The following is a 14,225-nucleotide window of genomic DNA, read 5'->3' as shown; positions in this document are numbered from 1 at the left end:
AGGAACTTGCGAACTGGCGGTGATTTTGATATACTACTGATTAAGAAAGGCGCGGTGATTGATATGGATCGATTTGAAGATATTGAACAGTTTTTACCACTTGCTGATGAAGTCCGGGTTTTTGCAACCGGAACGCGAATTACTGCGGCTTCACGTAAGGAAATTGCCTTGTTTTTATCGGATGAGCGCATTTTGATTGTTAGTGATGAGACTCCTAAGAAGGAAAATGGTTTTTATTATTTAGCGATACCTTACGATGCGATTGATTTCTTTGAGTATGCAAAGAATGATGATGCGATTGAGTTGGGATTATATGCCAAAGGGCAGGTTTTTCAGTTTGAGGCAATTGTTGCTATGGATGAAGAACGCTTTTTTGAGACGCTGTTCGAGAAGATTGGACAGGCGGAGTATGAACATTATATGTAAAAACATGACTGTGGATGCCCACAGTCGTTTTTAATAATTTTTATGGGAGTTGATTGGTGAATGACTTATAAAAGTGATATTGAAATTGCTCAGGCAGTGGCGCCGAGTGATATTCGGGAGATTGCTGATAGCTGTGGTGTGGAAACAAACGAGCTTGAATTATATGGGTATAACAAGGCAAAGATTTCCCTGGATATTTTTAAACGACTTGAACATAAAACCGATGGTAAGTTAATTTTGGTAACGGCAATTAATCCAACTCCTGCAGGAGAAGGTAAATCTACAGTGACAATTGGACTTGCTCAGGCACTCAATAAAATAGGCAAGCAAGCAATCGTAGCAATGCGTGAACCATCATTGGGGCCGGTTATGGGGATGAAGGGTGGCGCTGCCGGTGGCGGTTATGCACAAGTTATTCCAATGGAAGACTTAAATCTTCACTTTACCGGTGATATGCATGCAATTACTACTGCACATAACTCAGTGAGTGCATTTATTGATAACCATATTTTCCAAGGGAATGAATTGGGTATTGATCATGTGACTTGGAAGCGGGTTGTTGATTTAAATGACCGGGCATTGCGGCAGGCAGTTGTTGCACTTTCGGATCATAATGGCCGTCATGCCCGTAATGATGGTTTTGATATTACTGTTGCCTCGGAAATTATGGCGATTATTTGTCTGGCAAGTGATATGACAGATTTAAAAACCCGTCTTGGTCGGATTATTATTGGTTTTGATTACCAACAAAAACCAGTTACGGTTGCAGACTTAGGTATTGTTGGCGCATTAGCGGTGATTTTAAAAGATGCTTTAAAACCCAACTTGATTCAAACATTGGAACATACACCTGCTTTAGTGCATGGTGGTCCATTTGCCAATATTGCTCATGGTTGTAACTCAGTGATTGCCACTCGTCTTGGTATGAAGCTTGCTGATTATACAGTCACTGAAGCCGGATTTGGTGCTGATTTGGGTGCAGAAAAGTTTTTTGATATTAAGTGCCGGGCAGCAGGTTTAAAACCTGATGCCGTCGTTGTGGTAGCAACGATTCGAGCATTGAAAATGCATGGTGGCGTAGAGAAAGCGGAGCTTGGCAACGAGAATGTGGATGCCCTGTTGGCAGGGATTCCTAATCTTGAGAAGCATGTTGAAAACATGCAGGCCTTTGGTGTGCCTTATGTGATTGCGATTAACAAGTTTGTTGCTGATACGGATAATGAAGTTGCGGCTTTGCTTGAGTGGGCGAAAGCAAAGGGGCATCCGATTGCTTTGACGGAAGTCTGGGAGCATGGTGGTGCCGGTGGCGTTGAGCTGGCGGAGCAAGTGGTGGAGCTGATTGCGAAGACGCCAAGTCATTTTGCACCGATTTATGATGCTGATGCTTCGATTGTTGATAAGCTGACAACGATTGCCAAAACTGTATACGGTGCTGATGGGGTGCGATTAACGAAGGCGGTGGAGCGGCAAATTGCTGAGTATGAGCGTTTAGGTTTTGATCGTTTGCCGATTTGTATGGCGAAGACTCAGTATTCGTTAAGCGATAACGCTAAGTTGCTGGGACGTCCGCAAGGGTTTGAAATCCACATTCGCGAATTGCGGATTTCAAATGGAGCCGGCTTTATTGTGGCACTTACCGGTGCAGTGATGACAATGCCAGGTCTGCCTAAGCATCCGGCGATGTTGGATATTGATATTGATGAAGATGGCGTAGTGAAGGGACTGTTTTAAGGCAGAGACTAAGTGAAAAGCAGGTTGGCTTTTGCCAACCTGCTTTTTTATTTTTTTGCTTGACTCTTCCTTTAGGGAAGCAACTATACTTGAAGGTGAGAGGTGGTTTTGTAATGAATGATTTAATGAAAATCAGAGATGTTTCTAGTAAGTATGATGTTACTGCACGGACTTTGCGTTATTATGAGGATATTGGGTTGCTAACAAGTATTCGCAGCGATGAGGTTGCGTATCGAATGTATGATGATGAAGCAATCAGAAGAATTGAGCAGATACTGATTTTACGAAAGTTAAACATTAGCATTAAAGATATTCAGCGTATTTTTGCTGCGTCCGGTTCTGACGTAGTTTTGGATGTATTGGGGAAGAAAGTAGAGAATATTGATGATGAGGTATCGTTGTTACATGAGCTGAAGGCTATTGTTTTGGATTTTATTCAGGAAATAGAAAGAATGAATTTTGCTGATAACTCTGATATCAAACAACTTTATAGTAAAGCAAAAGAAATTGAGACTCAGATTGTGAATGTTGATTATATCGGCAAACCGGCAAATATAAGTCGATTGATTGAGATTACTGATAAGCTGGATAAAAAAGTTCCTGATGTGATGGTTGTAAGGGTACCGCCATTCCGGGCTTTGAGTTCAGGCGTGCATACTTGGGAAGAAATTTTTATGCCGGGCGGATATATGTTTCAGCTTTGGCAGCATTTTCCTTTGTTTCAAACAGTTATTTTTGATTGTCTTGATTTTACTTTGGTCAGAGCGGATGATATGGGTGAAATGATTTGTGCAGTTCAAGATGGCGTCAGCGAAGCGGACGTCAGTCCGCTTCAGATTATTGATTTCCCTGGCGGTTTGTATGCTATGGCAGTCAGTATTGATGAGGATGATGAGAGCATCCGTAAAGTTCAGGATAAAATTTGCCAATGGATTGAGACTACTAATTTTGAGTTAGATGAAAGCCGTAGTTTTATGTTTAATATGCCTTATCTTGATGAGGAGAATGTGTATCAGCAGGATATTGAAAAAGGGCTTGGCTATCGGCAAATGCAAAGGTATTTGCCTATTAAGCTGAAGCTAATGTAGGGTGCATTGTTTTGGGGTTTGTTTTTGTTGAGATAATTTTAAAAAGCGCGGCTTATGGCCGCGCTTTTTTTATTTTTTTCACAAAAAAGTGCTGTACATATATGTGAAAATATAGGATAATAAAAGCAGGCAAAACTATATGAAGAGGACAGGTGGAAAAACTATGGACAGACGTGCACCTTGGGGGAAGTGCGTACTGCTTTTTGGCGTTGTGTTGATGACGCTTTTAGGTTGTACGACAACAGTTGTTGATCAAAATGCGGTCGCGATTAATGAGGCGATGGCAGCGGGAGATGCGTACTATGATGCCGGCGATTATCAGCTTGCGATTGATAAGTATGCGACAGTAACGGATTTGGATAAGGATTATCTTGATGCGTGGATTAATAAGGCGCGAAGTGAGGTTGCTTTAGGGCAGACTGCAGCTGCGCGGGCAGATTTGAATACAGCTAAGGGAATCATGGAGCAGACAACGGCAGAATATGCTGATGTTGAGGGCATGATTTTTTGGCATGATGGCAAGCGTGATGATGCGGTGAAGAGCTTTACTGAGTCAATTGCGATTAAGCCGACAGCATATGCGTATAGTAATCGTGGCCATGTGAATTACGAATTACATAAACTGGATGAGGCAAAGAGTGATTTGACGGAGGCAATAAAGCTGAATCCTGATTTAGCAGAACCGCACCATACTTTGGCGCAGATTGCTGTTGATGCCGGTGATTATGTGAATGCAAAGAAGTATGCCGAGAGTGGTTTGAAGCTGGATGCGAAGGATGCCCGGAATCAAGCAATTATCGGCTATAGTACTTTGATGCTGATTGCTGATGATGTGACTGAAGAAGTGCGCACGCAAAAAGAGGCGCAAGCGTGGAAAGAGCTGGAAGCAGCGAAGACGCTTGATGCGAAGGAAGCGGTTGTGTACAACTATATGGGGTTGTACAAGGCAGAACTTGGCGACTATGAGGAAGCCAAGAAGTTGTATGATCAAGCAATCGGGTTGAATGATAAAGAGGCGACTTTTTATAATAACCGCGGTATTGCTTATTACAATCTAGGTAAGAATGGTGAGGCATTGACTGATGTCAATCGAGCTATTACTTTGGATAAGTTGAATCCGGAATTTTTCTTGGGTAGAGGATTTATTCTGACGACACAAGGTCTTGAGGAGAATGCAATTGCTGACTTCAAACAGGCTGTGAAGTTAGATGCGAAATATATTGAGCGTGTGCCGGGTTGGCTGGCAGCGCAAGTAAAGAGTGAGGACTAGAATATGAGGTTTTTAAAAAACAAGGGATTATGGGCAGTAGTATCTGCTGTTATTGTTGTAGTGATAATCATTTTATTATTATTGCGTGGTTGTGCGCCAACAATTTTGGATGCTGATAGTTATACTACTGAAGTGACGAGTTTGATTGATAAGAATAAGTCAGGACAAGATAAATGGAATTTTGTGTTGGGGGATACTGATTTCGTAGATTTATGCACCGAACCGTATGCAGCTGAATTTGATGCTATCGGTCAGCAATTTATTGATCGGGCTGATGAATTTGATGCTTTGCGGGTCAACGGTGACCCACGAAGCATTGTCGCGAATTATGATCAATATGTGCAGTATTTTTCGACATATAGAAGTATAGGCGAAGAATTAAAAACATTTGCAAACAGTGTGCGTTCAGGAGATTATCAGGCGGCGCTGGCAGCGTTGGAGCAATTGGAGCTTTTGAATAAGCAGTTGCCGGTGATTGAGTAGGAAATAGGGAATAGGTGATTTTTTTTATGAAGGATAATTTGAAGGGTAATCATTTTTTAAAGTGGATAAAGCGGATTGCGTTTACGGGATTGTCAGCGTTGATTTTTGCGACGAGTATTCAGTTGCAAAGCGTGACGACGTTTGCTGCGAGCATCGCGACCGAAGGTCCTTATGCGAATGTGGATGTGACGAGTAACAATAATGAACAACCAGAGTCGGTGGAGAATGCACCGAATAATGAAGTGGCACAGCCAGAAACACAAACGCCACTAGATGCTGCAAATGATGGATTTGATACTGAGATAGTAGTGCCAAAGCCATATCAGGAGCTTTTAGATGAGGGCTATAAAGAGGTTGAATCGTTGCGGACGCTTGATTCAAAAACTTTTGAAAAAGGTGAAGACCGGGAAACGTTTGTTTTTAGTGAAGCAGTTCATTTTGAAAATGCTGATGGTGAGTTAGAAGATTATGATTTAGCACTTCAGCCAAAGTCAGAGGGTTTATTGCGTTCCGTTTTAGGCGGTAACAAGAGTTATACACCGGAAAATAGCGATTTGGATATTACAATGCCAACTAATTTAGGTGTTAATACACCGGTGAGCGTGAGTAATGATAGCGTAACAACAACTATCGCACCAGTTGTGGAACAAACCAACGGTGAAGTTGTTGATAGCCGGATTGTATACGAAGAAGGCAGCGAAAACCAGTTGATGGCAGTAGCTTTATCAAAAGGGGTTCAAATCAATGAACGCTTCTTTTCAGCAATACCTGAGTTTGTAGAATATACATATACAACAAGCGAAGGTACCGAACTTGCAACCAATGATGAAAAAACTCAAGTTGCTGTTGTTGACAGCAATACGAAAGTTGTGCTTGGTCTGATTGACCGGCCCTATACAATCGATGCTGATGATAATCCTTATAGTGTAGAAACTTCAATTGAAGCTATTGCGAATGGCACAAATACATACACTTTAAAAATTGGTTTAAAATCAGCTCCGGAACAAACACCAAGCTATCCAATTAACTTACAAGTGTATGATAAAAAAATTGGGCCAGGTGGCAGCGGACAAGTGTTAGCATATAGTATTAGTAATGCTGACCCTCATAATGCATATGGACCGGAATATTATGCAGGAACAATGTATGAAGAGATGTTGATGATTGGTTATAATAATGACTCACAATACTACCATACGGGAATGTTTAAAGCGATAATTAATACTGATGGTATTAATATCAAAAATTTAATTGGTGCGAATCAGGAAATTGTTGAAGCAAAATTAAATATTATGGAATATACTTCAAGCTCTACATCGTTTACAAATGATAACTTGACTTTCCGAGCTTATCGTATTGAAGATTGGTACTGGGGACAGCCGCGCAATATGAACTGGAATTCAGTAATTACCGATGCCCAAGTAAATGTTCATGCCAATGATGCTAAAACTTTTAATAAAGAATTCAATGAGTTTGTACCATTTAATATTACTGAGGCAGTAACCAGCTGGTACAGCGGCGCACCTAACTACGGTATTATGATTGAAGCCGATCGCGGTGATGCTGGGTTATTATTTGCTAATCATAGTGATATTAATGAATATAATGCCAATTGGGGTTATAATATCCAGCCATACATTACCATCAAACATAAAAACGCTGAACCGGTGCCTGATGATTTAGCTTTAGATAAAACAACTGTTTCAATTCGCCCGTTTACTTCAAGTGAACAAGGCGGGGTTATTAAGTATCAAGCTTTAGGATTTGATGGTATCTCAAGACCTGGTTCTGTTGTTGATATTCAAGTATATGAAGCAGATAATCCAGGTACAATTGTTTATGATTCAAGTGCTTTGACACCAACCGGATTCCGACAATATCCATACTACGAGCCGCCACTATATCCAGCTATTGATAAGGCACAAAGGTATTATGGACTTTCAAGTAACTGGCAGGCATCGACATTGTTGATGGGCGAGAAGATAAAAGCAGATACTTTATATCAAGTGAAAGTAAAGGCTAAAATTCTCAATAGCGATGGAAGTGTGAAAGAAGAGGGGGAATGGATCCTCGGCGATACATTCCAAACCTATACGGTAAAAAGTTTTGACCATCTGCCACGTATCCTCAATTTCTATGGTATCAACACATTAGATAAACGCGTAGTCATGTTACAGGATAACCATATGCGCGACGAATTAGTGGTTGAAGGCAACTATATTTTCATCCGTAATCCGAAAAAGAATCAAGGAAAACCTTATACGCCGGCACCACTTTCAGAGCAGGATAAAAAGAATATTGATGGATATCTGATGGGACAGGGAAAACACTGTGAATTTGGTTATGAACCAGTGAACCTCAATACCGGAAACTTTTACTATAACAATCAGGATGCACAATTCTTCGATTTCGACCAACAAATTGAGCTATCACGTCATTATAATTCAGTGGCTCAAGGTGTGGAAACGATTTTCGGGCGCAATTGGGAGTTCAGCTGGAATAAGCACATTACTTTCCAAGAGGATGGAAATATTCTCTACTTTGATGGTACCGGAAAACGAATTCTATTTACTAAAGAGGCAGATGGAAGTTACACTGCCCAAAACAACGAACAGATGACTTTAGCACAGATTCAAGACGGTACAACCAAATATACTGAGGACAGTGCTTATTATGATATTGTTTGGGATAAACCTAAAACAACAACGACTGATATCCCAGTATATAAATACACAATTACCAATGGCGATGGCAGCGTATACACCTTTGGCGTAAATGGTTTCATCGAAAAAGCGAAGCTTGACCGATATGAACACTACATTACATTCAAATATGACGACTTAGGTTTCCTAAAAACCATGACCAGCCCAACCGGTAAAGTCACTACATTTGATTACAATGAGAACGGTTATGTCGAGAAAATTACCCTTCCAGATAGCAATACATTGCAATACGAATATGACGATAAAGGCAACTTAATTGCCTTTATCGACCAAGAAGGTTATAAACTTCAATACAAGTATGACGACGCTAGCAACCCATACATGATGACATCATACTTATCAAGACTTTCTGGCAACCCTACTTTGATTACTAACGAATTTGATGCTCAAGGTCGAATTACCAAACAAGTTGATGCTGAAAATCGTGTTGTCAGCTTTGAATACCAAGCAAATGCAACGATTGCGACCAACTACGATGGTCGCCAGGAAATCGTTTATTTCGATAGCAATAAACGAACAACTGAAAAAATCAACACTGATGGAACTAATAAAGTGGCTAGCTATGATGCAGATAACAACTTAACTGCACTTGATACCGCAACAGAAGAACCAATGACATATACATATGATGCAAACGGTAATAACACCAGTGAAACACGAGCAGATGGTAAAACTAAAACATATGTCTACAATACACAAAATATGCCAATATCAATTACTAACTTTGATGGTGAAGTAACAACTTTTGAATATGACAGTTATGATAACATGACGCGCGTATCATATTCGGATGGTTCAAGCATCATTTGGACATACAATAGTGATGGTCAAAAAACATCAGAAACTGACCGCAACGGAAACACAATTACTTATGGATACACTAATGGTAATAAAACAACAGAAACGAATGCTTTTGGAACGAAAAGTACCAGCTATGATGCAATCGGTATGGTAATAAGTGAAATTGACGCATTAGGTAATGCCACCAACTATATCCGCAATAAACGTGGTGAGTTAGTCGAATATCAAAAACCAAATGGAACACAAAAATTCCAATATGATGCTGATGGCCAAAAAGTATGGGAGCAAGATGCGAATGGCAACCAAAAGTCATATACTTATGACAACATTGGCAGACTTCTTACTGAAACTGACAGCTATGGCACCAAAACATTTAGTTATGATGTTAATGGCAATAAGGTAAGCGAACTTGATGAACTTGGCAACGAGACAAAATATGAATACGATGCAGCCAATAGACTGACTAAGACTATTTATGCTGATAACTCAACAACTGAAAATATTTATGACAGTGCTGGACACTTACTTGAAACTATTGATCAACTTGGTAATAAAACAACTTATGAATATGACTTGATTTTGAATGTCCAAACAAAAGTCATTCAGCCAGATGGGGCAGCAACTAGTTATGAATATGATACTTTAGGCAATCTGCTAAAAACAACATATCCAGATGGCAGTACGGAAACCAATGTCTATAACTGCCTCAATCAATTAATTGAATCAACTGATAAAGCGGGAACAGTAACAACTTATAAGTATGACTTCAATGGTAACAATACCGAGAAAACAACAGGGATTCACTCAACTAATACAGTATTCGGTGCAGCAGACACCAATGCAAGTGAAACTGACGCCGAAGGTTTTGTCACCGCCAAAACCTATAATGCAGGTCTTTTGGTTGACACAACCACAATGCGTAATGGTACAACTCAAAGCTACCAATATGATGGTGAATACAATATCACTGCAATAACTGATGGTGCCGGAAACACAAAACGCAAAGAATATGATGGTAACGGAAATGTCATCGCTGAAATCGACGAGCTCGGCTTCAGAACTGAATATACATATACCGCTCGTAACCAAGTTGCGACAACAACATACGCTGATGGTGGTATAGTCCAAAACGTATATGACGCTAAAGGACAACAAACTGAAACCATTGACCAACTTGGCTACAACACAACCTCAACATATAACAATGTTGGCCGCATCACTGAAGCCATTGATGCTCGCGGCAATAAATCAACTAGCGAGTACGATGCTAAAGGGCAACTCATCAAATCATTTGATGCCCTCGGTCAAGTTACTGAATATCAATACGATGAAGTTGGCCGACAAATCGTTACTATCGCGCCAACCGGAGTTATCACGTACAATACCTACGACATCAGTGGCAACTTAATCGAAACCAATGATAATTTCAATCGTTGGACAAAATATACCTATGATGCAATGGGCAACCAACTTACAACTGAGAATTGGAAAGGTGAAACCACATCAGCTACATATGATGAATACAATAATAAAATCACTGAAACTGATATGCGTGGCAACACAACTACCTACACATACGACGCCAAAGACCAAGTGGTTCACGAACTCGACGCCCGTGGCAACGAAAAAACCACAACTTACAACGGCATCGGACAAACTGACACCACTCAAGGTGTAAGCTGCCTGCCATGTGGTGCAACCAACACCGAAAACCTAACATATACTTACGACAACACTGGTAATCCAATTGCCACAACTGACCAAAACGGCAACACAACTGAATTCAAGTACGACGCCAAAGGTCAAGTGACCACAACAACCAATGTGTTAGGGAACAGCACTAAAACAACATACACTCCAACTGGACTTGAAGCAACAGTGACCGATCCAAATGGTGGCGTAACGACCAACACCTATGATTTGAAAGGCCAATTAATCGCCGTTCAGGATGCTGAAGGCAATCAAACCCAGTATCAGTACGACGAAAATGGTAACCAAATCATCGCAATCGACCCGCTTGGCTATGCAGTTGAAACTGAATATGATGTCTTAAATCGACCAACACAAGTTACCGATAAAAACGGCAACATCACAACAACCGAGTACAACGTTTGGAACCAAGCAGATAAAGTCAGCAACTCATTAACCACTACGCGTTATGAATACAACGCCAAAGGTCAACAAGTCAAAACTGTTGATGGTAACGGCAATGCCGCAACATCAACCTATAACGACTTTGACCAACTTGTTGAAACTAAGCAAGCCAACGGTTATACTGAAACAACAACCTATAATCAATATGGTGATGTTACTCAAATTGAAAACAACCAAGACAAAACCCCAAGTGTGCAAAATACTTATGACAGTTTTGGACAGGTCATCAAAACGATTGATGGTAATAACAACGTTACTGAATATACTTACGATTCCAAAGGACAGGTTATCGAAACTAAGTTTCCGAATGGAAATATCGAAACCGTAACATATGACACTGATGGTCGTGTTGAAAACAAAATCGACCAACGTGGCAATGAAACAACTAATGAATACGACGCTTTGGGTCAATTGTTAATGACGACATTACCAGGAGATAAAACAACATCATATGTTTATGACAAAAATGGTAACTTGTTATCCGAAACTAATCCACTATGTGAAACAACAAGTCATACATACAATAAAAATAATCAAGAGTTAACAACAACGAACGCTTTAGGTCAAGTTGTTGAAACAACTTACGACGAACGTGGCAATGTTGCCACCAAAACAGATGCAGAGGGTAATGTAACAACATACAACTACGACGCTAACGGCAATCAAACTCAAATCATTGACCAACAAGGCTTTAAAACTGATTACCAATACAACGCAAATAACCAAATTGAGTTTGTGTCTGATAGAAATGATGTTGTGACGAAGTATCAGTATGATGCGAACAACAACTTGAAACAAATTACTTACGCTAATAATGCGACAACCAAGTTTGAATTCGATAACATGAACAACCAAACAAAAGTCGTTAATGGCAACAATAAAGTAACCATATATAGTTACGACCTAAAAGGAAATCTCATCAGCGAGAAAAAACCAGACGGTCGCGTAATTACTTATAAATACGATGCATTGAATAACCAGACTCAAAAAGTGATGGATGGTAACACGTTTGTTTATACTTATAATTTCGCAAACCAAGTCACAAACATAACAAAAAATAACCAATTAGATACAAAAATCACTTACAACCAATTTGGTGACATGACGGAAGTCAAACATCCAAACGGAACGGTAAAATATCAATACGATGAAATCGGTCGTCGCATTGGTTTAACCTATGCAGATGGAACAAAAACAACATATGAATACGATAAAAATGATAACTTACTATCAACTTCTACGAATAAGTTAGTAACAAGCTATCAATACGATGCAATTGGTAATATTATCCAAAAAACATTACCAAACGGCACAGTTACAAACTACTCATATAATGATAACAACCAGATTGCATCAACCAAAACAATGACATCGTTGGGCACAATTCTGACCAATATGGAATATGTTTACGATGAGCGTGGAAATATCGTTAGTGAAAAAGAAACAGTTGATGGTAAAACGACTGATAAAACCTACACCTATGACGAAGAAGAGCGCTTAGCATCTTCAAGCCACAAGACTGGCGCAAACACCAAGAACTATGCATATAGTTATGATATGATTGGTAACAAAACATCAATGAGTGAAACCACCAATGGTAAAATCACTAGTCGTCAGTACCAATTCGACAGCAACAACGCACTCACAAATGATGCCGGATCAAAATACGAGTACGACAACAATGGCAATGTTTCAAAGAAAACTTACAAAAACGGAATCGTTGAAACATTTAAATATGATACTGAAGGACAACTCATCAAAACCGAGTCGTCAATTGGTAAAACAATTACTTATGCGTATGATGGTTTAGGTAACCGTACACAAAAGGTTGAAAAAACCACTATTGAAAGCTCAGAAGGTTCAAGCTTCCTCGCTTTCCTGAAAAATGATAATACCTACAACGAAGAGTATGACCAACAGTTAGTCAGCCAAACAACCAATGAACAGCTCGCTAACTTACACCAAACCATCTCCGACCATTTAGACACGTTTAATCAAACGTGCCCAGTAGACGATGAGGACGAACCCAAGACGAGCAGTACAACAATCAACTATATCAATGACATAAATCGTCCATATACAGAAGTGTTGCAGACAACGAATAAAAATAACCAAACTGTCCATACTTATGTTTATGGCAACGAGCGTTTGAGTGATACTAAACGTGGCGAAAGCACAAATTACTATGCTTATGACGGCAAAGGCAGTGTTGTTGGACAACAAACCCTTACTAACACAGTAGCGCTGAGCTTTAAAGTAAGTTATAATGATTTTGGACAGGCAAACCGCAAAATGGATAATCAATATGGTTATAATGGCGAAAGTCATGACTATAATGGTACACAGTATCTGCGTGCCCGTTATTACGATACTAAAACCGGAACATTTGGACAGCAAGATAGTTATATGGGAGATAAATATGTTCCAATAAGTCAGAATAGATTTACGTATACTCATAATAATCCAATAAATCTAACCGATCCAAGTGGTTATGCTGCTGGAAGAGGCGGAAAACAAATAGCAGGACAACCAAGTGGAAAAATGTGTTTAGACGCTAAAGGGAACTTATACAGTTGTGATAATACACCTTCAATTTCTAAACCAGGGTACCAAACGAGTAGTGGGATGTCCGGTGGTGGAACTTATGATTCTTATAGTAAGTATGAGAAATATTGGGAAGATCAAATAGAAAATAATCGCTATTATTTAGAGTTTAAAATGGGGACTGAGCAGGCTATTGCACAAATGGAAGCTGAAATCAATGCCGACGGATTAAAGCTTGGTAGTGAATATTATAATATGACACCAAGTGAAAAATTAAGATATTTAAAAGAAATTAAACGCTTGTGTGATTTAGTTGGAAAAGATAAGATGGCACTGAATGATGTCCAGACAAGAATAAACAATATGACAACGATCTATAATAGAAAGAATATAGATTTTAGTCAGTATATTGCTGGAAGTGGAAAGACGCCGACATTTAAGACTGTAGAAGATATGATGGCCTATTATAGCGGTGGAGCTTCAGGAATGAGTCAAGGAAGTGGATTTATTGTTCCGTTAGATGGCCCTTGGTATACAGATTTAATTGGAGGTTTTGCTGGATTAGTTGCAATGATGTGGACATTTGGATTTGCGGCTCCCGCAATGATAAATGGTTCATGGTTTTTTGCACCGGCAGGAAGTGGAGCGACGGCTGGAACAGTAATTGCTAACAATGGGGATAAAGTAAATACTGTTGCAACTTATGGTACTAATTTTGGAAATATGGGAACTTATGTTGCTAGACCTGAAAACATTTCAGCATTATATGCGGAGGGACATATCTTACAAAGAATGAGTGAAAGAGGCATAACTTTTGAACAAATAAATTATTGGGTAAATACAGGGAAAGCATTATTTCAAAATGGTAATAAATATGCTTTTATAACTCCTGAAGGAGTAGCTGTTGTTGATATAGCAACAGGAAAAATTGTTACAGCATATCCATCAAGTTATTTTGATGAAACTATAAAGGCAATTGTCAAGGCGATATTTGGAAGTTAGGAG

Annotated in this window: 6 protein-coding genes; all 6 read left to right on the top strand. The window is 39.6% G+C overall.

The features are described from left to right. The first annotated feature begins 6 nt into the window (after positions 1–6). On the top strand, positions 7–426 hold the full coding sequence (locus FEZ08_RS03555; RefSeq protein ID WP_171014920.1) for a hypothetical protein: 420 nt from the start codon (positions 7–9) through the stop codon (positions 424–426). Positions 427–486: 60 nt separating this feature from the next. Beyond that, the gene (locus FEZ08_RS03550; RefSeq protein ID WP_138190338.1) at positions 487–2,157 is read left to right on the top strand and encodes a formate--tetrahydrofolate ligase; all 1,671 of its coding nucleotides are present in this window, start codon (positions 487–489) and stop codon (positions 2,155–2,157) included. A 113-nt stretch (positions 2,158–2,270) separates the two neighbouring features. Beyond that, on the top strand, positions 2,271–3,245 hold the full coding sequence (locus tag FEZ08_RS03545; RefSeq protein WP_138190337.1) for a MerR family transcriptional regulator: 975 nt from the start codon (positions 2,271–2,273) through the stop codon (positions 3,243–3,245). 163 nt (positions 3,246–3,408) lie between these two features. Continuing rightward, complete coding sequence (locus FEZ08_RS03540; protein WP_171014919.1) at positions 3,409–4,515, top strand: tetratricopeptide repeat protein; 1,107 nt, start codon at positions 3,409–3,411, stop codon at positions 4,513–4,515. 3 nt (positions 4,516–4,518) lie between these two features. Beyond that, positions 4,519–4,998: a hypothetical protein gene (locus FEZ08_RS03535; RefSeq protein ID WP_138190335.1), complete on the top strand. Its 480-nt coding sequence runs from the start codon at positions 4,519–4,521 to the stop codon at positions 4,996–4,998. 26 nt (positions 4,999–5,024) lie between these two features. Continuing rightward, the gene (locus FEZ08_RS03530) at positions 5,025–14,222 is read left to right on the top strand and encodes a DUF6531 domain-containing protein (protein WP_138190334.1); all 9,198 of its coding nucleotides are present in this window, start codon (positions 5,025–5,027) and stop codon (positions 14,220–14,222) included. Positions 14,223–14,225: the final 3 nt, after the last annotated feature.

Source organism: Culicoidibacter larvae (assembly GCF_005771635.1).
Taxonomy (GTDB): Bacteria; Bacillota_I; Bacilli_A; order Culicoidibacterales; family Culicoidibacteraceae; genus Culicoidibacter; species Culicoidibacter larvae.
The sequence above is the reverse complement of the archived record's forward strand: the minus strand, read 5'-3'. Positions and strand labels throughout refer to the sequence as shown.